This window comes from Pseudomonas sp. 20-5 (genome assembly GCF_056782835.1).
This window is the reverse complement of record NZ_CM165584.1, coordinates 4,611,093-4,634,200: the sequence shown is the minus strand read 5'-3', so window position 1 is coordinate 4,634,200 and position 23,108 is coordinate 4,611,093. Positions and strand designations below refer to the sequence as shown.

The 23,108-nt window shown below is 67.0% G+C and carries 22 protein-coding genes; 11 read left to right on the top strand and 11 right to left on the bottom strand.

From position 1 onward, the window contains the following. Window positions 1-7: 7 nt before the first annotated feature. The 5 genes from AC1RB9_RS21405 to AC1RB9_RS21385 form a co-directional block, all read right to left on the bottom strand. On the bottom strand, window positions 8-970 hold the full coding sequence (locus AC1RB9_RS21405) for a threonine dehydratase (protein WP_003114230.1): 963 nt from the start codon (window positions 968-970) through the stop codon (window positions 8-10). A 176-nt stretch (window positions 971-1,146) separates the two neighbouring features. Then, entirely contained in the window at window positions 1,147-2,316 is a 1,170-nt protein-coding gene (cbpD, locus tag AC1RB9_RS21400; protein ID WP_003114231.1) for a chitin-binding protein CbpD, read from the bottom strand. Window positions 2,317-2,595: 279 nt separating this feature from the next. Beyond that, window positions 2,596-3,219: an NAD(P)H-dependent oxidoreductase gene (locus AC1RB9_RS21395; RefSeq protein WP_003085852.1), complete on the bottom strand. Its 624-nt coding sequence runs from the start codon at window positions 3,217-3,219 to the stop codon at window positions 2,596-2,598. Beyond that, window positions 3,212-4,606: a class II fumarate hydratase gene (locus AC1RB9_RS21390; protein ID WP_003085854.1), complete on the bottom strand. Its 1,395-nt coding sequence runs from the start codon at window positions 4,604-4,606 to the stop codon at window positions 3,212-3,214. Before AC1RB9_RS21390 ends, AC1RB9_RS21395 begins: the two co-directional genes overlap by 8 nt. 128 nt (window positions 4,607-4,734) lie before the next feature. Then, complete coding sequence (locus AC1RB9_RS21385; protein WP_003114233.1) at window positions 4,735-5,754, bottom strand: DUF2804 domain-containing protein; 1,020 nt, start codon at window positions 5,752-5,754, stop codon at window positions 4,735-4,737. A 167-nt stretch (window positions 5,755-5,921) separates the two neighbouring features. Between AC1RB9_RS21385 and AC1RB9_RS21380 the strand changes: the two genes are divergently transcribed. From AC1RB9_RS21380 to AC1RB9_RS21350, 7 genes are all read left to right on the top strand, one after another. Continuing rightward, the gene (locus AC1RB9_RS21380; protein ID WP_003120754.1) at window positions 5,922-6,470 is read left to right on the top strand and encodes a DUF2059 domain-containing protein; all 549 of its coding nucleotides are present in this window, start codon (window positions 5,922-5,924) and stop codon (window positions 6,468-6,470) included. Window positions 6,471-6,483: 13 nt separating this feature from the next. Continuing rightward, the gene (locus AC1RB9_RS21375; protein WP_003114234.1) at window positions 6,484-6,789 is read left to right on the top strand and encodes a BolA family protein; all 306 of its coding nucleotides are present in this window, start codon (window positions 6,484-6,486) and stop codon (window positions 6,787-6,789) included. A 164-nt stretch (window positions 6,790-6,953) separates the two neighbouring features. Further along, entirely contained in the window at window positions 6,954-7,892 is a 939-nt protein-coding gene (gene trhO, locus AC1RB9_RS21370) for an oxygen-dependent tRNA uridine(34) hydroxylase TrhO (protein ID WP_003085861.1), read from the top strand. A 39-nt stretch (window positions 7,893-7,931) separates the two neighbouring features. Then, entirely contained in the window at window positions 7,932-8,534 is a 603-nt protein-coding gene (locus AC1RB9_RS21365) for a DsbA family protein (protein WP_003145641.1), read from the top strand. Next, window positions 8,527-10,317, top strand: a complete 1,791-nt coding sequence (locus AC1RB9_RS21360; protein WP_003085865.1) for an ABC transporter ATP-binding protein — start codon at window positions 8,527-8,529, stop codon at window positions 10,315-10,317. The genes AC1RB9_RS21365 and AC1RB9_RS21360 overlap by 8 nt, the downstream gene beginning before the upstream one ends. Window positions 10,318-10,611: 294 nt before the next feature. Beyond that, window positions 10,612-13,068 (top strand): EAL domain-containing protein, encoded by a 2,457-nt coding sequence (locus AC1RB9_RS21355; protein WP_003114236.1) that lies wholly within the window; start codon window positions 10,612-10,614, stop codon window positions 13,066-13,068. A gap of 74 nt (window positions 13,069-13,142) precedes the next feature. Beyond that, entirely contained in the window at window positions 13,143-13,925 is a 783-nt protein-coding gene (locus AC1RB9_RS21350; RefSeq protein WP_003106577.1) for an iron-containing redox enzyme family protein, read from the top strand. A 51-nt stretch (window positions 13,926-13,976) separates the two neighbouring features. On the opposite strand, the gene AC1RB9_RS21345 is transcribed toward AC1RB9_RS21350, so the two are convergent. The 3 genes from AC1RB9_RS21345 to AC1RB9_RS21335 form a co-directional block, all read right to left on the bottom strand. After that, entirely contained in the window at window positions 13,977-14,936 is a 960-nt protein-coding gene (locus tag AC1RB9_RS21345) for a quinone oxidoreductase family protein (protein ID WP_003106575.1), read from the bottom strand. 25 nt (window positions 14,937-14,961) lie between these two features. Beyond that, window positions 14,962-15,135: a DUF1427 family protein gene (locus AC1RB9_RS21340; RefSeq protein WP_003106572.1), complete on the bottom strand. Its 174-nt coding sequence runs from the start codon at window positions 15,133-15,135 to the stop codon at window positions 14,962-14,964. Between the two features lie 83 nt (window positions 15,136-15,218). Further along, window positions 15,219-16,007 (bottom strand): AraC family transcriptional regulator, encoded by a 789-nt coding sequence (locus AC1RB9_RS21335; RefSeq protein ID WP_003114237.1) that lies wholly within the window; start codon window positions 16,005-16,007, stop codon window positions 15,219-15,221. Between the two features lie 321 nt (window positions 16,008-16,328). On the opposite strand from AC1RB9_RS21335, the gene hppD reads away from it, so the two are divergent. The 4 genes from hppD (at window position 16,329) to arfB (ending at window position 20,188) form a co-directional block, all read left to right on the top strand. Beyond that, window positions 16,329-17,402, top strand: a complete 1,074-nt coding sequence (gene hppD / locus AC1RB9_RS21330; RefSeq protein WP_003106569.1) for a 4-hydroxyphenylpyruvate dioxygenase — start codon at window positions 16,329-16,331, stop codon at window positions 17,400-17,402. Between the two features lie 297 nt (window positions 17,403-17,699). Then, window positions 17,700-19,118, top strand: coding sequence for an amino acid permease (locus tag AC1RB9_RS21325; RefSeq protein WP_003085884.1), 1,419 nt, complete (start codon window positions 17,700-17,702; stop codon window positions 19,116-19,118). 152 nt (window positions 19,119-19,270) lie between these two features. Continuing rightward, on the top strand, window positions 19,271-19,654 hold the full coding sequence (locus tag AC1RB9_RS21320) for a lysozyme inhibitor (protein ID WP_003085889.1): 384 nt from the start codon (window positions 19,271-19,273) through the stop codon (window positions 19,652-19,654). A gap of 120 nt (window positions 19,655-19,774) precedes the next feature. Further along, window positions 19,775-20,188 carry an alternative ribosome rescue aminoacyl-tRNA hydrolase ArfB gene (gene arfB / locus AC1RB9_RS21315; protein ID WP_003105972.1) on the top strand — a complete coding sequence of 138 codons (414 nt, stop codon included), beginning with the start codon at window positions 19,775-19,777 and terminating at the stop codon, window positions 20,186-20,188. 22 nt (window positions 20,189-20,210) lie between these two features. Here the strand turns inward: arfB and pbpG are convergent, their stop codons facing one another. The 3 genes from pbpG to AC1RB9_RS21300 form a co-directional block, all read right to left on the bottom strand. Then, window positions 20,211-21,143, bottom strand: coding sequence for a D-alanyl-D-alanine endopeptidase (gene pbpG, locus AC1RB9_RS21310; protein WP_003114239.1), 933 nt, complete (start codon window positions 21,141-21,143; stop codon window positions 20,211-20,213). 313 nt (window positions 21,144-21,456) lie between these two features. Continuing rightward, window positions 21,457-22,656, bottom strand: coding sequence for an amino acid aminotransferase (locus AC1RB9_RS21305; RefSeq protein WP_003114240.1), 1,200 nt, complete (start codon window positions 22,654-22,656; stop codon window positions 21,457-21,459). Continuing rightward, window positions 22,653-23,009 carry a 4a-hydroxytetrahydrobiopterin dehydratase gene (locus AC1RB9_RS21300; RefSeq protein ID WP_003085898.1) on the bottom strand — a complete coding sequence of 119 codons (357 nt, stop codon included), beginning with the start codon at window positions 23,007-23,009 and terminating at the stop codon, window positions 22,653-22,655. The genes AC1RB9_RS21305 and AC1RB9_RS21300 overlap by 4 nt, the downstream gene beginning before the upstream one ends. Window positions 23,010-23,108 lie beyond the last annotated feature (99 nt).

Here is a 23,108-nt window from a genome sequence, read left to right as displayed (position 1 = left end):
CGCCGGCTCAGTCGCCGGCGGCCAGTTGCTCGGCGAATACCTCGCGGTCGACGTTCGCTCCGCTGAGGATCAGGCCTACCTTCAGCCCCTTCAGGCGCTCGCGCTCCTGCCAGGCGGCGGCCAGCGCCGCCACCCCGGCGCCCTCGGCGACGTTGTGGGTGCTGGTGAAGCACAGGCGCATGGCCGCGCCGATCTCCCTGTCGCTGACCCGCACCAGACGATCGGCGCCGGCCAGGATCATTTCCAGCGCGCTCGGGTCCGGCGTACTGCACGCCATGCCGTCGGCCAGGCGGGTGTCGACCGGGTGGCTGATCGCCGTGCCGGCCTCGAACGACAGGGCGTAGGCCGGCGCATGGGCGGACACCACGCCGACGATGCGGGTCTTCAGGCCCAGCGCGTCGCGCGCGGCGATCAGGCCGCAGATGCCCGAACCCATACCGATCGGCACGTAGACTTCGTCAAGGTCGGCCAGCGCGGCGAACAACTCCAGGCTGTAGCTGGCGACCCCGGCCACCAGCCAGGGATGGAACGCCGGAATCAGGTGCAGGCCTTCGCGCCGGGCGCGCTCGGCGGCGTATTCGCGGGAGGCTTGGAAGTCCTCGCCGTGCTCGATCAGCTCCGCGCCAAGGCTGCGCATCGCCGCGTTCTTCTCGCGGCTGTTGCCGTGCGGCACGACGATGATCGGCTGGATGCCGTAGCGGCTCGCCGAGAAGGCCACCGACTGGCCGTGGTTGCCGCGGGTCGCGCTGATCACGGCGGCCGGCCGCTCGCCCTGGTGCGCCAGGTGGTGGAAATACACCAGGCCGCCGCGCAGTTTGAAGGCCCCCACCGGCAGGTGGTTCTCGTGCTTCATCCACACTTCGCAACCCAGTGCCTCGCATAGCAGCGGCCAGCGTATCTGCGGCGTCGGCGGCAGGCTCTGGTGGACGATGGCGGCGGCCTGTTGGAGGGCGGCGAGAGAAAAAGGCATGCGTGGTTTCCCCGTGCTGGTGGTCGGACCAGCCTAGGGAGCGCACGGCAGATTGAACAGGCACACGTAGCCAGGGTTTCGCCGGGGGACTGTACCGTTGCGCGGATTCGCCGTCTCGCGGCGGGTGCCTGGCGGCGAAAACGACTGCCGCCCGGAGCGGGCGGCAGTCGAGGGCGTTACAGCAGGGTCCAGGCGTCCTGCCAGGCCATGCCCTTGCCCGGGGCGTAGTAGAGGTCCCAGCCCTTGCACCAGCCGGAGTTCGGGTAGGGCTTGCACTGGTAGCGCTTGCCATCGGCACCGCGCACTACGGTCCCGGCGTCGTATTGCTGCAGGCCTTGCGGATAGTCGAAGTCGACCTTGCCGTCGCCGCCCGGTTGCTCGCCGCCGCCCTCGACCGGCAGTTCGATGTCGACCTGGAAGCGGTAGCCGGCCTGGCGCACGTAGACCTGGTTGTCCTGCGAGCTGGCCACCGGGCTGACCGCCCCGTAGGCATCCAGCACGCCGATGTTGACCAGGGTGGAGTCCTGGTTGACCTTCTGCGCCAGCGCCAGCGGCCATTGCTTGGCACCGTTGGCGCCCTGGGCCAGGGTCAGGCTGTGACGCTGGGCGTCGCGGCCCTGGGCATCGAACAGACGCAGGGTGACGGTAGCACCGGCTGGCAGGTCCTGCTGCGCGCGCAGGTTGCCCAGCGCTTGCCAGGGGTTGGCGACGGCGCCGCTGAAGCTCACGTCGATGCAGGCGTAGAAGGCTTCCGGGCTGTCCGAGCGCTGCCAGACGTTATAGATCACATGCTTGCCGGTCTTGCCCTGGGGCAGCGGGCAGTTCATCCGGTAGGTGCCGTTCTCCAGCTTGACGCTGGTGATCGAGCAGAACGGCGCGGGTTCCAGGTCGCTCCAGGCCAGCGGCTTCTCGGGGTTGTAGCCGTCCTTGGTGATGTAGAAGTCGAAGTAGCGGGTCGCGTGCGGCGCGCTGGCCTTGTAGACGAACTGGAAGTTGCCGCTGGCGTCCGGCGCGATGGCAGTGCTGGGCCAGTCGCTGCGAGCCAGGTTCAGGCCCTTGAACAGTGCCTTGCCGGCGCCGCAGAGCTGGCCGTCGGGGACCACCGCCTGGTGGTTGCCGTTGGCGTTGCCCTGGTTGACGCCATTCCAGTCGTACAGCGCCTGGGTGCCGCCAGCGGCGACGGCGGCCTTGCAGGCGGCCGACTTGGGATTCTCCGGACCTTCGAGGAAGCAGCCGTAGACCCGACTGGGCGGCGTTTCCATCGAGCCGTGGGCATGGGCTGCCTGGGGCAGGAACAGGGCGAGGGTGAGTGGCAGGAGTGCCAGGGTGGCTGAGTAGTGTTTCATGACAAGTCCTTTTTTCCAGAACCGGATTCATTTCGAAGCGGGCTGATCCTAGCCCTCGGTGCCGGTTTGAGGTCCCTACCAAATGTGACGGGCCGGTCAGATTCGCTACCCATTCCTGATGGATGTCGCGGAATGCAAAGCGGTCGGCACCCGCACTGTGAGCCGGTAGAGGCAGGCAAAGGGCCGCCATGGGGGCGGGGAAGGGACGCCGGCGGGAAGGTGGCGGACCTGTCAGAACGATCAGTGTCCGCGCCCGGCCGCAGCCGGGCGGGAAGGGAACTAGACCTGGCTGCCGAGCTGTTCGGCGCGACGCAGCCAGCCCTGGCGCTGTTCCTCGCTGGAACTGCGCATCGGCGCGAACTCTTCCAGGCGGCGGGTGGCGATGCCACAGGCGCCGAGCACGCTGCGCACCATCTGCCGGTGCGCCGGCGGGCCCTTGAGGAAGCGCAGCCGCGACAGCGGCTGGTCGTGGCAGACCAGCAGGTCGGCGCTGCGCCCGCCCAGCAGTTGCTCCCAGTCCTTGTCCTGGGTGCCGCGGTAGCGGAAGGCGAAGCCCGGCTGCAGGGCGCGGTCGAAGAAGCCCTGCAGCAGCGCCGGCAGGCCGCCCCACCAGACCGGGTAGACGAACACCAGGTGCTCGGCCCAGTGGATCTGCCGCTGCGCTTCCAGCAGGTCGGGTTCGAGCACCTGGCTCTGTTCGTAGCCTTCGTGGAGGATCGGGTCGAAGGCCAGCTCGCCCAGCTTCAGTTCGCGCACCACGTGATCCTTGCTGCGCGCGCCCTGGGCGTAGCATTCGGCGAGCAGGTGGCAGAAGCTCTTGCGCTTGGGCGAGCCGACGATCAGCAGGATGCGCTTGCCGTCGCCTTCCAGCGGGGTGGCGCCGGTCTTGGCGGTTTCAACCATGGTGGCCGGCCTCCAGCATCTGCTCCGGCCGTACCCATTCGTCGAACTGCGCTTCGTCCAGGTAGCCCAGCTGCAGCGCCGCGGCGCGCAGGGTGGTGCCTTCGGCGTAGGCCTTCTTGGCGATTTCGGCGGCCTTGTCGTAGCCGATGTGCGGGTTCAGCGCGGTGACCAGCATCAGGCCGCGCTCCAGCAGGTCGGCCATGCGCTGGGCGTCCGGCTCCAGGCCGGCGACGCAATGCTTGTTGAAGTTGCGGCAGCCGTCGGCGAGCAGGCGGATGGACTCCAGCAGGTTGTAGACGATCACCGGCTTGAACACGTTGAGTTGCAGATGGCCCTGGCTGGCGGCGAAGGAAATCGTGCTGTCGTTGCCCATGACCTGGCAGGCCAGCATCGACAGCGCCTCGCACTGGGTCGGGTTGACCTTGCCGGGCATGATCGAGCTGCCCGGCTCGTTGGCCGGCAGCTTCACCTCGGCGAAGCCGGCGCGTGGGCCGGAACCGAGCAGGCGCAGGTCGTTGGCGATCTTCATCAGGGCCACCGCCAGGCTCTTCAGGGCGCCGGAGAGGATGACCAGCGGCTCGTGGCCGGCCAGGGCGGCGAACTTGTTCGGCGCGGCGACGAAGGGCAGGCCCGATTCGGCGGCGATTTCCGCGGCGATGGCGTCGGCGAAGCCCTTCGGCGCGTTGAGCCCGGTGCCCACCGCGGTGCCGCCCTGGGCCAACTGGTAGACCGCCGGCAGCGCCGCGCGGATGGCGCGCTCGGCGTAGTCGAGCTGGGCGACGAAGGCCGAGAGTTCCTGGCCGAAGGTGATCGGCGTGGCGTCCATCAGGTGGGTGCGCCCGGTCTTGACCAGGCTGGCGTGCCGCGCCGACTGTTCGGCGAGACCGCCGGAAAGCTCGGCGATGGCCGGCAGCAATTGTTCGTGCACGGCCTTGGCGGCGGCGATGTGCATGGCGGTGGGGAAGCTGTCGTTGGAACTCTGCGCGCGGTTGACGTGGTCGTTGGGATGCACCGGCGACTTGCCGCCACGCGGATTGCCGGCCAGTTCGTTGGCGCGGCCAGCGATCACCTCGTTGACGTTCATGTTGGTCTGGGTGCCGCTGCCGGTCTGCCAGACCACCAGCGGGAAGTGTTCGTCGTGGCGGCCTGCGAGGACTTCGTCGGCGGCCTGTTCGATCAGCCGGGCGACTTCCGGCGGCAGTTCGCCGAGGTGGTCGTTGACCCGCGCGGCGGCTTTCTTGATCAGCGCCAGGGCGTGGATCACGGCGAGCGGCATGCGCTGGCCGCCGATGGCGAAGTTCTCCAGCGAACGCTGGGTCTGGGCGCCCCAGTAGGCGTCGTCGGGCACCTCGATGGTGCCCAGGCTATCGGTTTCGGTCCGGCTCATGAGTGTTCTCCAGGGTGCGTATCCGGCAGTTTAGGCCTTCGCTCCCGCCTTGGGTTCCGCTGCCGTCGCTTCCTCGTGGGCATTTTTCGCCGCGCTGCGGGTCGGAAATAGATTGCCCGCCGCCGGCCTCACCAGCGCGCGCGGGTCGAACCGATCCAGCCGAGGGCGCCGTCCACCGGCACGCAGTCGCCGTCGTCGTGGCGCAGGGTGCCGTTGAAACGGCCGAACCACTGGCGGGTATTGGCATAGAACAGGCCGACGCTGGGCCGCGCCTGGTGCAGCTGTTCGGGACGGAAGAGCAGCTCGACGCGACCGCAGGCGCTGTCCAGGCGCCATTCGGCCAGCGGGTCGCGAGGCTCGCGGATGTGCACGTCGTCGAGCACGCGGCTGAGCTTGCCGCCGAACCACAGGGCGTTCTCGCGCAGGTCGCTGGCTTCGGTCCAGCCGGTGCCGAAGTTGCCGGCGATGCCGCCGGGGGCGGCGAAGGCGGCGCGGGTCCAGTAGGTATGCAGCGGCCAGACACCGCGGCCGAAGTCCAGCGCGGCGAAGCTCTGGCCCGCCTGGCAGTCGTAGCGTCGGCGGCCGAGCTGCAGGCAGCCGCTGATCGGCAGGCCGAGCTGGCGGCTGCAGGCATGGAAGGTGTGTTCGCCCATCGGCACCACCAGGTTCACCGACTCCAGGTGCGACGGTCGTCGCACTTCCAGCGCCAGCTCCAGCGGCAGGCCACCGAGGTCCGGGGCCTGGCCGGTGACGCGCAGGCGCCCGGGCTGTTCGTCGAAGCGCAATTGCAGGCGGGGATGCTCGAAGGCATGGCTGGCCTGCGGCTCGTCGGGCAACTGGCAGCCGAGGCCGAAGAAGCGGATCTGCGTGTGCGCTACCGCCTGGCCGCTGTCCAGGTCGAGGAAATAGGCGGCGCCGTAGGTCAGGTAGTCGAGGTCGGCGATGGTCAGCGAGAGCATCCAGCCGGGGCTGACGATGCACCAGTGGTTCCAGCGCTTGCGCCGGCCGAAGTGGCCGGGGATGTGGCAGAGCACCCGCGGCCGGGCGGACCAGCCGACCGCCCGGGGATCGAGCCGGCCGTGGCCGTCGCAGAGGTTGCGCAGGGGCGGGGGCGATACGGCGAGGGTATCGGCGGCGGTTCCGTTCATCTAACACATCCATGTGACAGGCTGACGCAAGCATGCCGGCTGCGGAAGGAAGGCGGCAAGTACCCACTACAGAACTGATAGTAGACGGCATGGAGCGGGCGGGCGCCGGATAGGATTCTCCCGATATTCGGCGCCGCGCTTGAGCGGATTTCGAACTTAGGCGCAGAATGTCGGGTCCCACGGACACATCTACCCAACCTCAAGGATTTTCCATGACCCGTCTTCGCCTCATCGGCAGCGCCGTGCTGCTCAGCCTCAGCTCCATGGCCATGGCCGATTCCGCCAGCCAGGCCGAGCAATTCCTCAAGCTGGTCCATGCCGACAAGCTGACGGTCCCGGTCTATGCCCAGGTGCAGCAGATGCTGGCCCAGCGCTTCGCCCAGGCCAAGGCGCCGGAGAGCAAGAAGGCGGTTCTCGAGCGTTACCAGGCCAAGGCCAATGCCGAACTGGACCGCGCCATCGGCTGGGACAAGATCAAGCCCGAGCTGATCAAGCTCTACACCACCAACTTCACCGAGTCCGAGCTGAAGGACCTGAATGCCTTCTACCAGTCGCCGCTGGGCAAGAAGGTGCTGGAGAAGATGCCGCGCCTGACCGCCGAATCCGCCCAACTGACCCAGGCCAAGCTGCAAGGCGCCGTCGAGCCGGTGAACAAGCTGATGGCCGACATGGACAAGGAACTCGGCGTCGCCGCGCCGGCCCAGAAGAAAAAGTGAGTCGTGATTCGCGATGAGCATGCGTGACCGTATCCAGACCGCCCTGCAGCCCCTCGATCCGCAACACGTCGAGGTGCTCGACGAGAGCCACATGCACAGCCGCGGGCTGGAGACCCACTTCAAGGTGGTGCTGGTCAGCCCGCAGTTCGCCGGGTTGAACGCGGTGAAGCGGCACCAGAAGGTATATGCCACCCTCGGTGGGTTGATGGGCGAGTTCCACGCCCTGGCGCTGCATACCTTCACCCCTGAGGAGTGGAGCCAGGCTGCGGTGCCGGCCTCGCCGACCTGCCGCGGCGGGAGCAAGCACGACATACCCTGAGACGGCGTCCGTCGCGGCGGGGTGCAGAGCCTGCCCCTGCTGCGCTAGACTACGCACCCAGCGCCGGCCTTCCGCCGGCGTTGTCGTTTCCATGGCGCCAGCGGCTGGCGCTTTTCGTTCCGGTCCGCCCTTTACGCGGGCGACCACCTGGAGGCTATATCCCCATGACATCCATCGTCGTGGCGGCGCTGTACAAGTTCGTGACTCTCGACGATTACGTGGCGCTGCGTGAACCCCTGCTGCAAACCCTGCTCGACAACGGTGTGAAAGGCACCTTGCTGCTGGCCGAGGAAGGCATCAACGGCACCGTCTCCGGTAGCCGCGAAGGCATCGATGCGCTGTTCGCCTGGCTGCGCAGCGATCCCCGGCTGGCCGATATCGAGCACAAGGAATCCTACTGCGACGAACAGCCGTTCTACCGCACCAAGGTCAAGCTGAAGAAGGAAATCGTCACCCTCGGCGTGCCTGGCGTCGATCCGAACAAGCAGGTCGGCCAGTATGTCGAGGCGAAGGACTGGAATGCCCTGATCAGCGATCCGGAAGTCCTGCTGATCGATACCCGCAACGACTACGAGGTGGCGATCGGCACCTTCGAGGGCGCGGTCGATCCGAAGACCAGGTCGTTCCGCGAGTTCCCCGAGTACATCAAGGCCCACTACGACCCGGCGCGGCACAAGAAGGTGGCGATGTTCTGCACCGGCGGCATCCGCTGCGAGAAGGCTTCCAGCTACATGCTCGGCGCCGGTTTCGAGGAGGTCTTCCACCTCAAGGGCGGCATCCTCAAGTACCTCGAAGAGGTGCCGCAGGAACAGAGCCTGTGGCGCGGCGACTGCTTCGTATTCGACAACCGCGTGACCGTGCGCCACGATCTTAGCGAGGGCGAGTACGATCAGTGCCACGCCTGCCGCAACCCGGTTTCGCTGGAGGACCGCCAGTCCGAGCACTACGTGCCCGGCATCAGCTGTCCGCACTGCTGGGACTCGCTGAGCGAGAAGACCCGCGCCGGCGCCCGCGAGCGGCAGAAACAGATCGAACTGGCGCGGCAGCGCAACCAGCCGCACCCGCTCGGTCGCGATCCGCGCCAGTCCACGCTGGAGAACTGAACCTTGGCCAAGGCCCGCCTGCTGTACGTGATGGACCCCATGTGCTCCTGGTGCTGGGGCTTCGCCCCGGTCGCCGAGGCGCTGTCCCGGCAGGCGGCCGCCGACGGCGTCGCTTTCCACCTGGTAGCCGGTGGCCTGCGCGCCGGCCACGGCGCGGCGCTCGACCCGAATACCCGCGGCTACATCCTCGGCCACTGGCAGACCGTGCAGCAGACCACCGGCCAGCCGTTCCGCTTCGACGACGCGTTGCCCGAAGGCTTCGTCTATGACACCGAGCCGGCCTGCCGGGCCCTGGTGGCGGCGCGCAGCCTCGACGAGGAAAGCGCCTGGCCGCTGGTAAGGGCGATCCAGCGGGCGTTCTACGCCGAGGGTCGCGATGTCACCCAGGCGGCGGTGCTCGCCGGCCTGGCGGAAGCGGTGGGGCTTCCGCGCATCGAGTTCGCCGCGGCCTTCGACAGCGGCGAGGCGCGTGACGCCACCGCCGCCGATTTCGCCTGGGTCCAGGACCTCGGCATCGCCGGGTTCCCGACCCTGCTGGCCGAACGCAACGGCCAACTGGCGTTGCTCACCAACGGCTACCAGCCGCTTGCCGAACTTTCACCCTTGCTCGGCCGCTGGCTGGAACGGGGCCGGCATGAGTGAGCGCGGAGACCGCCTGAGCTGGGCGGAGATTCGTCGACTCGCACTGCGCCACAAGAAAGCCCTGTTGTTCGCCAACCTGGTGGCGGTGCTGGCCACCCTCTGCACCGTGCCGATTCCCTTGCTGCTGCCGCTGCTGGTGGACGAAGTGCTGCTCGGCAAGGGTGACGGCGCGCTGCGTTTCATGGACCGCCTGTTGCCCGCCGACTGGCAGGTGGCGTTCGGCTACATCGGCCTGATGTTGGCGGCGACCCTTCTGTTGCGGGGGGCGGCGCTGGTATTCAACGTGCTCCAGGCGAAGCTGTTCGCGCGGCTGTCCAAGGACATCGTCTACCGCATCCGCCTGCGTCTGATCGAGCGCCTCCGGCATATCGCCTTGGGCGAATACGAAACCCTCGGCGGCGGGTCGATCAGCGCCCACCTGGTCACCGACCTGGATACCCTGGACAAGTTCGTCGGGGAAACCCTCAGCCGCTTCCTGGTCGCCTTGCTGACGCTGCTCGGCACCGCCGCGATCCTGGTCTGGATGCACTGGCAGCTGGCCTTGCTGATCCTGCTGTTCAACCCGCTGGTGATCTGGTCCACGGTGCAGCTGGGCAAGCGCGTCAAGCATCTCAAGAAGCTCGAGAACGACAGCACCGCGCGCTTCACCCAGGCGCTCACCGAGACCCTCGAGGCGATCCAGGAAGTCCGCGCCGGCAATCGCCAGGGCTATTTCCTCGGCCGCCTCGGCCACCGCGCCCAGGAGGTCCGCGACTACGCCGTGGCCTCGCAATGGAAGAGCGACGCCGCCGGGCGCGCCAGCGGCCTGCTGTTCCAGTTCGGCATCGACGTGTTCCGCGCCGCGGCGATGCTCACCGTGCTGCTCTCGGACCTGTCGATCGGCCAGATGCTCGCGGTGTTCAGCTACCTCTGGTTCATGATCGGTCCGGTCGAACAGCTGCTCGGCCTGCAATACGCCTACTACGCCGCTGGCGGCGCGTTGCAGCGGATCAACGAGTTGCTGGCGCGGGCCGACGAGCCGCGCTACCCGCCGCTGCGCGATCCGTTCGCCGGCCGCACGACCGTTGGCATCGAGGTGCGCGGGCTGGATTTCGCCTACGGCGAGGACAAGGTCCTGGAGCAGTTGGACCTGAACATCGGCGCCGGCGAGAAGGTTGCCCTGGTCGGCGCCAGCGGCGGCGGCAAGAGCACGCTGGTGCAACTGCTACTCGGCCTCTACAGTGCGCAGCGCGGCAGCATCCGCTACGGCGGGGTGCCCCTGGAGGAAATCGGCCTGGACTGCGTGCGCGAACATGTCGCGGTGGTCCTCCAGCATCCGGCGCTGTTCAACGACAGCGTGCGGGCCAACCTGACCATGGGCCGCGAACGCAGCGACCAGGCCTGCTGGCGGGCTTTGGAGATCGCCCAGTTGGCCGACGGCGTGCGGCGCCTGCCGCAGGGGCTGGACACCGTGGTCGGGCGTTCCGGGGTGCGCCTGTCGGGCGGTCAGCGGCAGCGCCTGGCGATCGCCCGGATGATCCTCGCCGAGCCCAAGGTGGTGATCCTCGACGAGGCCACCTCGGCCCTCGACGCCGCTACCGAGTACGCCCTGCACCAGGCGCTCGGCGACTTCCTCGAAGGCCGCACCACATTGATCGTGGCTCATCGGCTGTCGGCGGTGAAGCAGGCCGACCGGGTCCTGGTCTTCGATGGCGGGCATATCGCCGAAGACGGCGACCACCAGCAACTGATCGCCGAAGGCGGCCTCTACGCCCGGCTCTACGGACATCTGCAACAGATGTGAGGCGCCAGGCTGTCGCCTGGCGGTTTTTCTCGTATATTCCATATAAGACATCCGGTTTTTATTGGCTGCGGCAATAAAAAACGCTGTCTGTTCCGCCAGGTGCAGGGCAGGTTCGGCAAACAGCCACTAGACTCCTACTGTTTGCCGGGTGTCCGCCTCCTCCAGCGTCGTGGCTGCCGGCAGGCAAGGCCTCGGGAGTTCTGCGACGGGATCTTGAGCGGCCGACAGGTGATGCAGTCAGGGGTGACGGAGACGGCACCCGATCGCTTAGCGCCAGTTTGAATGGTAGATGGAATGAGGCAGAACCGGACTCTCGACAAGCCCCGCCTGCTCGGCCTGGTATGGCCCTTCATCGTCGTGGTGCTGTTGCAGGCCATGCTGGCGGGCGGCAGTCTCTACGTCCTCTCCGCGGTGCGCAGCTATGTCGGCGGCGAAAGCCTCTGGTCGAAGGGCCAGAAGGATGCCATCTACTATCTCACCCTCTATGCCGACTCACGCGCCGACGAAGACTTCCGCCGCTACGAGGAGGCCATCGCGATCCCCCTCGGCGACCGCGAGATGCGCCTTGCCCTGGACCAGCCCGACCCGGACATCGAGGCGGCCCGCCAGGGCATCCTCAAGGGCGGCAACCATGCCGACGACGTTACCGCGATCATCTGGCTGTACCGCAACTTCCACGACTTCAGTTACTTCGAGCGCGCCATCGAGCTGTGGCTGGTGGGCGACAAGTACGTCATGGAACTGATCGACGTCGCCGGCAAGATGCGCGCGGGCATCGGCACCGGGCAGGCCAGTGCCGAGCAGGTGCAACAGTGGAAGACCGAGATCCATGCGATCAACGAGAAGGTCACGCCGGCGGCCAAGGCCTTCAGCGACGCCCTCGGCGAGGGCTCGCGGGCCTTGCTCAGGCTGCTGCTGGTGGCCAACCTGACCACCGCCAGCGTGCTCATCCTCCTGGCGTTCCTGCGGACCCGGCAGCAACTGATGCAGCGCCAGGAAGTGGAGAACGCCCTCGATGCCGAGCGCGAACGGGCCCAGATCACCCTGGCCTCGATCGGCGACGGAGTGATCACCGCCGACACCCAGGGGGGCATTTCCTACCTCAACCCGGCCGCCGAGCAGATGACCAACTGGACGCTGGACAAGGCCCGCGGCCTGCCCCTGGCGTCGCTGTTCCGGATCGTCGACGAAAGCTCGCGGGAGGAGGGCATGCTGCTGATCGAGCAGATCCTCAGCGGCGAGATCGACGGCGGTCGCGAGCATTCCAAGCTGGTTCTGCGTCACGACGGCAGCAGCGTGCCGGTGACCCTGGTGGGCGCGCCGATCCACCGTGGCGCCGAGATCACCGGGGTGGTCCTGGTGCTTCACGACATGACCCGCGAGCGCCAGTACATGGCGCGCCTGTCCTGGCAGGCGACCCACGATGCGTTGACCGGGCTGACCAACCGCCGCGAGTTCGAGTATCGCCTGCAGATAGCGCTGGAACGCCTGGAGCGCAACAGCGGGCGGCACGCCCTGATGTTCCTCGACCTGGACCAGTTCAAGCTGGTCAACGACACCTGCGGCCACGCCGCCGGCGACGAACTGCTGCGCCAGGTCTGTACCCTGCTGCAACAAGGCTTGCGCGAGGGCGACACGCTGGCGCGGCTGGGCGGCGACGAGTTCGGCATCCTGCTGGAGAACTGTCCGGCGGAAAAAGCCGTGGAGATCGCCGACCATCTGCGCAAGACCATCCAGGACCTGCACTTCACCTGGAGCGGGCAGCCGTTCAACTGCACCGTCAGCGTCGGCCTGGTGCACCTGCTGCCGGGTATCTCGACCCTCGAGGAGGCGCTGCGCTCCGCCGACATGGCCTGCTACATGGCCAAGGAAAAGGGCCGCAACCGGGTCCAGGTGTTCCATCAGGACGACGTCGAACTATCGATGCGCTTCGGCGAGATGACCTGGGTCCAGCGCATCCACCTGGCGCTGGAGGAAGACCGCTTCAGTCTCTATGCCCAGCCCATCGTGCCGCTGGGCGAAGGTGCGGAGGAGGGCTTGCACGTCGAACTGCTGCTGCGCCTGCGCGACGAGGGCGGGCGCCTGGTGCCGCCGCTGAGCTTCATACCCGCCGCCGAGCGCTACGGCCTGATGACGCTGATCGATCGCTGGGTGGTGGAGAATGCCTTCCGCACCCTTGTCGAGCGCGCCCAGGACCCTCGCGCCGAGCCGATCGGCACCTGCGCCATCAATCTCTCCGGCGCGACCATCGGCGACGAGTCGTTCCTGCAGTTCCTCACCGAGCTGTTCGCCCGTTACCGCATTCCGCCGCAGACGATCTGCTTCGAGGTCACCGAAACCGTGGCGGTTGCCAACCTGGCCAGCGCCATCCGCTTCATCAACGAGCTCAAGGACACCGGTTGTCGTTTCTCCCTGGACGATTTCTGCGCCGGCATGTCGTCCTTCATCTACCTCAAGCACCTGCCGGTGGATTACCTGAAGATCGATGGCAGCTTCGTCAAGGACATGCTCGAGGATCCCATCGATCGCGCCATGGTCCAGGTGATCAACCATATCGGCCACGTGATGGGCAAACGTACCATCGCCGAGTTCGTCGAGACCGTCGAAGTCATGGAAGCGCTGCGCGAGATCGGCATCGACTATGCCCAGGGCCTGGCCATCGGCGCGCCCCTGCCGTTCAGTCGCCAGCCTCCGGGGGCTGGAGTGGATGCCCAGGGCCTGTGGTCGAGCCTGGGACAGAACCTCCGGTAGGTGACCGCGGGGCGAAGAAAGAGTAGTTTCGCTGCTATGAGGCCGTTGCCGACAAGAAGAGAAGGGAGACGGGTGTGAGCGAGTTCTTTGACCGTACGGGCCCCTTGCAGGAGGCGGGAAGCTATCCGCAGTGGGCGCAGCAACTGATCGTCGACTGCCAGGCGAGCAAGGACCGGGTTTCCGGTCACGAGCTGTACCGGCGCATGCGCGACGCCGAGCTGAGCCCGGCGCTGATGCGCCTGTACCTGATCGGCGGCTGGCCGGTGGTCGAGCAGTTCCCCTTGTACATGTCGCAGAACCTGCTGAAGACCCGTTTCGCCCGCCATCCCGGCGAAGACATGGCGCGCCGCTGGCTGATGCGCAACATTCGGGTCGAACTCAACCACGCCGACTACTGGCTGCACTGGGCCGAGGCCCACGGCGTGAGCCTGGCCGAGATCCAGGCGCAAGACGTGCCGGCCGAACTGCACGCGCTCAGCCACTGGTGCTGGCACACCTGCGCCAGCGACTCACTGGCGGTGGCCATGGCCGCCACCAACTACGCCATCGAAGGCGTCACCGGCGAGTGGTCGGCGCTGGTCTGTTCGAACGGCGTCTACGAAAACGCCTTCCCCAAGGAAGGCCGCAAGCGCGCCATGAAGTGGCTCAAGCTCCACGCCCAGTACGACGATGCCCACCCCTGGGAGGCGCTGGAGATCATCTGCACCCTGGCCGGCACCAATCCCAGCGCCGAGCTGCGCCGGCAACTGCGCGACGCGATCTGCAAGAGCTACGACTACATGTACCTGTTCCTCGAGCGCTGCATGCAGCTGGAGGAGGCGCGCAGCGCCCGCAAGCTCGCGGTCGGCGCGGAGTAGTCTTGCGCGCAGCGGAATCCCGGCGTGTTCCGCCGGGATTCCGCCCGCTCCTCAGGGCACCAGGATGATCTTCTCGCAGGTGCCTTCGTTCACCGCCCGGTACTGCTCAACGCCCTGCTCCAGCGGGACTTCCCGCAGCCCGTCCGGCAGCGGCAGGCGGCCTTGGTCGAACAGCTTGCCGAAGGCGTCGAGGAAGCCTGCGCAGGCTTCCACGCCATAGAGCAGCGAGTTGATCCCCACCACCGAGCCACCGCGACGGTACAGGTTCAACGCCGGCAGGCGCACATGGCCGTCGGCCGGTGCGGCGATGATCGCCAGGCGACCGAAGGCGGCCAGCGCCGGGACCGCCGCCTCGAGCCAGAAACCGGTCGTATCGAAGATCACCTCGGCCCCGCCGGGGAAGATCCCTTCCACCTGTGCCGCCAGTTCGGCCGGCTCGCCCAGCAGCAGCGCGGCGATGCCCTGCGTTTCCAGCGCCTGGCGTTGCTCCTCGCGCCGCACCGCGCCGATCGCTTCGGCCCCCAGGGCCTTGGCCAGCGCCAGCGCGGCCTTGCCGACCGCGCCGTTGGCGCCGATTACCAGGAGCCGGGTGCCGGCCTTGACCTGGCTGCGTTGCAGGGCGTCCCAGGCGGTGCTGTAGGGCACCCCGCAACTGGCGGCCTGGGCGAAGCTCAGGCTTTCCGGCTTGAGCGCGACGCCGGCGGCCGGCAGGGTCAGGAACTGCGCGTGGCTACCGTCGCGGAAGAATCCCGGCTCCCGCCCGGTGCCCCAGACCGCCTGGCCGAGCAGAGCCTTCGGTCCCTCCACCACCACCCCGGCGAAGTCGCGGCCCGGTACCCGGGGCAGGGTGGTATAGGGGAAGCGGCCGAGGACGTTCTTCACGTCGCTCGGATTCAGCCCGGCAGCGCGGATTTCCACCCGCACCTCATCGGCGGCGGGAAGCGGGTCGGGCATGTCCACCAGCTCGAGGGCGGCGAGGTCGCCGGTACGGTCGAATTGCAGTGCTTTCATCGGGGGCTCCGTGTCGTCGCGGCGATCAGTGCAGCCACTGCTGCAGCAGGTCGCGGCCAAGGGGGAAAAGCTGTTCGCCGAGCTGCATGCCAAGCAGGCCGACCAGGGCGATGGCGGGGGGCGCCGGCGAGCGGAAGTCGAGGACGGCGTAGAGCGCGCCGACCAGCAGGCCGATGCCGAGGGAGATCAGGTAGTTCATGGCGGCTGACAGGGAGGGTGAACGATGGTGCCAGTCTAGTTGGCCGAAAAAACATCTATCGGCCAATCGCTATCGAATACCGGTCAAGGCTGGAACGGCTGGTGATGCTCGGCCCTGTACTCGGTGGGAGAGACGCCCAGCTCGCGGCGGAACATGTCGCTGAAGGCGCTCGGCGTATATCCCAGGGCATGGGCGATGCCTGCCACCGGACGGCCATCGATCAGTGCGGCGGCGGCGGTCGCCAGCTGCACCTGCCGCCGCCAGTCGGCGAAGCCCATGCCCAGGCTGCGCTGGAACAGGCGCGAGAGGGTCCGCACGCTGGCCCCGGCGTCTTCGGCCAGGCGCTCCAGGCCGATGTCCAGGGAGGGATTGGCCATCACCGCCTGGCACAGCGCGAGCAGGCGCCTGTCGGAGGCGTCCGGCAGCGGTACGCGTAGGCTGGAACGGCGCGCGCGGCCGAGTTCGAGCACGGCGAGATCGGCCAGCGCCCGATAGTAGTGGGGGTCGCTCTGTCGTTCCTGCTCCACCAGGCTGACGATCAGCTCGCGCAGCAGCGGGCCGACCACCAGCACCAGGGTGCGGTCCTCCAGGCCGCGGGAGAGTTCCGGGCTCAGGTAGATGTTGCGCATCTGCAACTCGGAGGCGACCCGCACCGCATGGCGCAGGCCCGGAGGCAACCAGACCGCCCGTTGCGGCGGGACCGGCAGGGCCTCGTCGGGCGTCTCCAGCCACATCATCCCGGACACCGCATAGAGCACCTGGCCCCAGGCGTGCTCGTGGGCATCGACGCGGTGCCCGGCAGGATAGCTGCGGGCGACGCCGCGCAGGGGCCGGCGGCTGTCGCTCAGGTCGGGTGGTGCGGGTCGTGCCATGGGAATGCCGTCGCGGAGGAAAGACGCAGGTTAACCGCTTGACGCCGATCATGCAGCGCCGGCTTTCAGCGCAGCCGTGACAGCGCTGCTGGCAGCTTTTCGCACCGCACTGTAAAGATAACTTTACGAAGACCGGGCGTTCGCCATGCATGCCGCCGGCGCGTAAGGAATAGTTGCCAGAAACCCTGCGCCAGGCCCTGTGCCGGGCCCTGCCGACGGCTTGTCCGCCGCGCCGCCACGGGGTGAGATGAAGGCATCTCCCATGTCGTCGGCCGCCTGGACCGGCGGCGGTCCATTCAACAAGAACAACGAGGAGGCCGGATGAACGCCGTGGCCAAGATCGAACAGCACAATCCCATCGGTACCGACGGATTCGAATTCGTCGAGTTCACCGCCCCCGACGCCAAGGGCATCGAGCAGCTGCGCCAGCTGTTCAACATGATGGGCTTCACCGAAACCGCCAAGCATCGTTCCAAGGAAGTCTTCCTGTTCCAGCAGAACGATATCAACATCGTGCTCAACGGCAGCCCAACCGGGCATGTCCATGAATTCGCCCTCAAGCACGGCCCGAGCGCCTGCGCCATGGCCTTCCGGGTGAAGAACGCTTCCCAGGCCGCCGCCTACGCCGAATCCCAGGGCGCCAAGCTGGTGGGCAGCCACGCCAACTTCGGCGAGCTGAACATCCCTTCCCTGGAAGGCATCGGCGGTTCGCTGCTGTATCTTGTCGACCGCTACGGCGACCGCAGCATCTATGACGTCGACTTCGAGTTCATCGAAGGCCGCAGCGCCAACGACAACTCGGTCGGCCTGACCTACATCGACCACCTGACCCACAACGTCAAGCGCGGCCAGATGGACGTCTGGTCCGGTTTCTACGAGCGCATCGCCAACTTCCGCGAGATTCGCTACTTCGACATCGAAGGCAAGCTCACCGGCCTGTTCTCCCGCGCCATGACCGCACCTTGCGGGAAGATCCGCATCCCGATCAACGAGTCGGCCGACGATACCTCGCAGATCGAGGAATTCATCCGCGAATACCATGGCGAAGGCATCCAGCACATCGCCCTGACCACCGACGACATCTATGCCACCGTGCGCAAGCTGCGCGACAACGGCGTGAAGTTCATGTCGACCCCGGACACCTACTACGAGAAGGTCGACACCCGCGTCGCCGGGCATGGCGAGCCGCTCGAGCAACTGCGCGAACTGAACCTGCTGATCGACGGCGCCCCGGGCGACGACGGCATCCTGCTGCAGATCTTCACCGACACGGTGATCGGCCCGATCTTCTTCGAGATCATCCAGCGCAAGGGCAACCAGGGTTTCGGCGAGGGCAATTTCAAGGCCCTGTTCGAGTCCATCGAGGAAGACCAGATTCGCCGCGGCGTGATCTGATCCCGCTGCCGCCAGCCTCTTCCGGGGCTGGCGGTTTTCCTTGCGCTCCGCGTTTCCGTTCCAGCGGCGCCGATCGCGCCAGCCTTGCCCGCACCGCCGAGCCACGAGCCTGGCGGCCCATTCACGTCACGTACAACAACAAACAGGTGACGCATGATCCGTGAGTCCTCCCTCCGCCCAGCCGACCGCCCGCCGCCACGCGCCCCGCATGGCGCCCGCCGTGCGCCTGCCGCCTGAGCCGCACGGCCCCGTTTCGCCTCCGACAACAATAAATTTCCACTTGCGTGAGATAATTCAATGGACGGCCAACATCCGCATTCGGGCGAGCTCAAGCGCGGCCTGAAGAATCGTCACATCCAGTTGATCGCCCTCGGCGGCGCCATCGGCACCGGCCTGTTCCTCGGCTCGGCCGGGGTGCTCAAGTCGGCGGGCCCGTCGATGATCCTCGGCTACGCCATCGCCGGCTTCATCGCTTTCATGATCATGCGCCAGCTCGGCGAGATGATCGTCGAGGAGCCGGTCGCCGGCTCCTTCAGCCACTTCGCGCACAAGTACTGGGGCGGCTTCGCCGGCTTCCTCTCCGGCTGGAACTGCTGGGTGCTGTACATCCTGGTCGGGATGTCGGAACTGACCGCGGTCGGCAAGTACATCCACTACTGGTGGCCGGAGGTGCCGACCTGGGCCACGGCGGCGTTGTTCTTCGTCGTCGTCAACGCGATCAACCTGGCCAACGTCAAGGCCTTCGGCGAAGCCGAGTTCTGGTTCGCGATCATCAAGGTGGTGGCGATCATCGGCATGATCCTGCTCGGCTGCTACCTGCTGTTCAGCGGCAGCGGCGGTCCGCAGGCTTCGGTGAGCAACCTCTGGGCACACGGCGGTTTCTTCCCCAACGGAGTGAGCGGACTGGTGATGGCCATGGCGATCATCATGTTCTCCTTCGGTGGCCTGGAAATGCTCGGCTTCACCGCGGCCGAGGCGGACAAGCCGAGGACGGTGATCCCGAAGGCGATCAACCAGGTGATCTATCGCATCCTGATCTTCTACATCGGCGCCCTGGTCGTGCTGCTCTCGCTGACGCCCTGGGACAGCCTGCTGCAGACCCTCAACGCTTCCGGCGATGCCTACAGCGGCAGCCCGTTCGTGCAGATCTTCTCGATGATCGGCAGCGGCACCGCCGCGCACCTGCTGAACTTCGTGGTGCTCACCGCCGCACTGTCGGTGTACAACAGCGGCACCTATTGCAACGGCCGCATGCTTCTCGGCCTGGCCGAGCAGGGCGATGCCCCGCGCGCGCTGGCCAGGGTCGACAAGCGCGGCGTACCGGTACGCGCCCTGGTGGTATCGGCGCTGGTGACCTTCCTCGCGGTGGTGGTGAACTATGTGATCCCGCACCAGGCGCTGGAGCTGCTGATGTCGCTGGTGGTGGCGGCGCTGGTGATCAACTGGGCGATGATCAGCATGGCGCACCTGAAGTTCCGCGCGCAGATGGACCGCCAGGGCACCCGCACGCACTTCCGCGCGTTCTGGTATCCGTACGGCAACTACCTGTGCATGGCCTTCGTGGTGTTCATCCTCGGCGTCATGTTGCTGATCCCCGGCATCCAGGTCTCGGTCTATGCCATCCCGGTCTGGCTGCTGGTGATGTGGGCCTGCTACCGACTCAAGGGAGCCCCGCGGCCGATGCCGGGCCTGCGGGTGAAGCCGGTCACCGAGTGATCGATGGGGCGCCGGCGCGCAGAGGAGAGGGGAGCGCTCCTTTGCGTGTCCCGGCGGCCCACAAGACTTTTTCTAGGGGCGCCTGTCGTTGACGCGGCAGGTGCCGAATTCCTACAGTGGCAGCGCCATTTTTTCTCGTTAGAGGGATTTCCATGAAAAAAGCGCTCTGGCTGCTTCTGGCTGCCGTTCCCGTGGTCCTGGTCGCCTGCGGCGGCAGCGACGACGACAAGCAGACCGCCCAGGTCGATTACCTGGCCCTGCCGGGGGATGCCAAGCTGGATACCCGCAGCGTCGACTACAAGTGCGAGAACGGTCGCAAGTTCACCGTGCAGTACCTGAACAAGGGCGACAACAGCCTCGCCGTGGTGCCGGTCAGCGACAACTCGACGCTGGTCTTCAGCAATGTGATTTCCGCCTCCGGCGCCAAGTACGCCGCCGGCCAGTACATCTGGTGGACCAAGGGCGAGGAAGCCACCCTCTACGGCGACTGGAAGGGCGGCGAGCCCACCGACGGGGTCGCCTGCAAGGAGCGTTGAGTTCGACCTGGCGCCTTAGTCGAAATGAAGGAGCCCGGCCGCGGCCGGGTTTCTTTTGGCCTGCTTTTCCGCTCGGCAAAGGGGTTATGCTGGCAGCCCGTTGGTCCACCGTGCCGCCCCATGCTGATCATCTCCAATGCCGTCCACCTGCCCGACCATGAGATCGAGCTGAATGCCATTCGCGCCCAGGGCGCCGGCGGGCAGAACGTCAACAAGGTCTCCAGCGCGGTGCACCTGCGCTTCGACATCCAGGCCTCGTCGTTGCCGCCGTTCTACAAGGAGCGTCTGCTGGCACTGAACGACCAGCGCATCAGCGGCGACGGCGTGGTGGTGATCAAGGCCCAGCAGTACCGGACCCAGGAGCAGAACCGCGAGGATGCCCTGGAGCGCCTGGCGGAGTTGATCCGCAGCGTGGCCAAGGTGCAGAAGGCGCGGCGCCCGACCAAGCCTACGCGCGGCTCGCAGAAGCGCCGGCTGGACGGCAAGGCCAAGCGCGGCGCGGTGAAGGCCGGGCGCGGCAAGGTGGATTTCTGAGCCGGCCGGTCTTCGCGACGGATCAGCGTACGGCCTGGGCCACCGGCTGGCCGAGGCCGCGCTCGCGGTCGCGTTGCAGGCGATAGGCCTTGGCCGCGGCCGGGATCGCAGTGACCTGGCCGGTTTCCAGCCAGCGTCGCAGGCGCGTGGCGTCGGCGAAGTGGGTGTACTTGCCGAAGGCGTCCAGCACCACCAGATTGACCGGGCTGCGGTTGATCGTGGTGCGCATCACCAGGCAGTGGCCTGCCTCGTTGGTGAAGCCGGTCTTGGTCAACTGGATGTTCCAGGTCTTGTTGTTGATCAGGTGGTTGGTGTTGCGGAAGCCCAGGGTGTAGTTGGGGTGGCGGAAGGCCACGGTCTTCTCCGGAGTGGTGCTCCACTGACTGAGCAGCGGATATTGCCGGCTGGCCACCAGCAGGCGGGTGAGGTCGCGAGCGGTGGAGACGTTGTGCAGCGACAACCCGGTCGGCTCGACGTAGCGGGTGTTCTTCATTCCCAGGGCGTGGGCCTTGGCGTTCATCGCCTTGACGAAGGCGTTCTTGCCGCCCGGATAGTTCTGCGCGAGGCTGGCGGCGGCGCGGTTCTCCGAGGACATCAGGGCGAGCAGGAGCATGTCCCGGCGGCTGATCTGGCTGCCGACCCGCACCCGGGAAAACACCCCGCGCATTTCGCTGGTCTCGCTGATGGCGATCGGCAGTACCTCGTCCAGCGGCAGTTTCGAGTCGAGCACGACCATGGCGGTCATCAGCTTGGTGATCGAGGCGATCGGCACCACCAGGTCGGGGTTGCGCGAGTAGAGCACCTTGCCGGTGTTCTGATCGGTAACCAGCGCGCTGCCCGACGCCAGCTCCTGTTGCAGCGGCAGCCCGGCCTTGGGCGGCGGGGAGGCGGATACCGCGGTGGCAACGCTGAGGGACAGGAACAGGGTGACCAGTGACAGGAGACGGTTTCTCACGTGCGTTGCTCACTAAGACGAGAAAGTGGGGGCCGTGGGGCGCAGTGTGAACTGGTGCCCATAGTTGAGCATTTTATGCTCTTTTGTAGGAAAAGCACGTAGGGCTTTGAAAGTGCTGACTTATGGTTGGCCCGGTTCAGAGAGGTTCGGCGGATAACGCCTGTGGCGTTATTCGCCCTACGCCCGCATGGTCGTGGTGCGGTAGGGCGAATAACCGCAACGCGGTTATCCGCCGCCTCGGCGGGAGTGTGCGGCATTCGCTGGGGCGAAAAAAAGCCGGCCATCACAGCCGGCTCAGGGTAACCGTGAGGGTTCAGTCCGCGCAGACCTGGGCGATGGCTTGCGCCAGGCGGTCGAGGCGGCGCGCGTCGAGACCGGCGACGTTGGCCCGGCCGCTGGAGACCAGGTAAACGGCGTGCTCGTCGCGCAGCCGAGCGACCTGCTGCGGGCTCAGTCCGGTATAGGAAAACATCCCGCGTTGCGCGCCGACATGGGCGAAGCGCTCGGCCAGGCCGTGCGGCGCCAGGGCTTCGACCAGGCCGATGCGCAGGCTGGCGATGCGCGAGCGCATGCCTTCGACCTCTTCCTGCCAGAGTCCCTTCAACTCGCTGTCGCCGAGGATCGCCGCGACCACCTCGGCACCATGCGCCGGCGGGGTCGACCAGAGGTTGCGGGCGAGGAAGGCCAGTTGGCTACGCAGGTCGGTGAGCTTCTCGGCGTTCTGCGCGCAGACGATCAGCGCACCGACGCGGTCGCGGTACAGGCCGAAGTTCTTCGAGCAGGAACTGGTGACCAGCACCTCCGGCAGTTCGCCGGCGAACAGGCGTACCGCCCAGGCGTCTTCCTCGAGACCGTCGCCGAAGCCCTGGTAGGCGAAGTCGATCAGCGGCAGCAGCTCGCGGCGACGCACCACGTCGAGCACCCTGCGCCAGTCGTCGTGGCTCAGGTCGAAACCGGTCGGGTTGTGGCAGCAGGCATGCAGCAGCACCACGTCTCCCTGGGGAATGCGCTCCAGGCCAGCAAGCATCGCCTCGACATCCAGGCGGTTGTCGGCGCTGACGTAGGGGTAGTGGGAAACCTTCAGGCCGGCGGCGGCGAACAGGGTCTCGTGGATCGGCCAGGTCGGGTCGCTCAGCCAGATGCCGCGGCCGGGCAGGCAATGGGCGATGAAGTCGCCGGCCAGGCGCAAGGCGCCGGTGCCGCCGGGCGTCTGGGTGGCGTCGGCGCGTTGCTCCAGCAACAGCGGCGAGGCGGCGCCGAGCGCCAGTTCCGCCAGGCGCGCGGCGAACAGCGCATCGCCGTGGCCGCCGACGTAGCTCTTGGTGGTTTCCTGCTCGACCAGGCGCTGCTCGGCGAGTTTCACCGAGCGCAGGATCGGGGTCAGGCCCTGGGCATCCTTGTAGACACCGACGCCGAGGTCCAGCTTGTCCGCGCGCGGATCGTTGCGGTAGGCGTCGAGCAGGCCCAGGATCGGGTCGCCCGGTACGCGGGCGACCTTGGCGAAATGACTCATTTGCGCCCCTCGGCGGTTTTCGCTACCTCGTCGGTGCGCGCCGCCATGATGAAGTCGTTGCGGTGCAGGCCCTTGATCGAGTGGCTCCACCAGGTCACGGTGACTTTGCCCCACTCGGTCAGCAGGCCCGGATGGTGGCCTTCGGCCTCGGATATCTCGCCGACGGCATTGGTGAAGGCCAGGGCATGCTTGAAGTTCTTGAACAGGTAGACCTTCTCCAGTTGCATGATGCCGTCGCGGACTTCGATGTTCCAATCCGGGATCTGCCGCAGCAGCACGGGTAGTTCTTCGTCGCTGACGTGCGGGGCGTCTGCGCGGCAGGCTTCGCAATGGGCTTGGGTGAGTGCGGTCATGGTGGGAGTCCTTGGTTGTCGCATGTGGGAGCGGCGGACGGGCCGTGCCCGTCCACCATAGTACAAGGCCGCCGCGGGGTCAGCCGCGGCGGCGGCGTT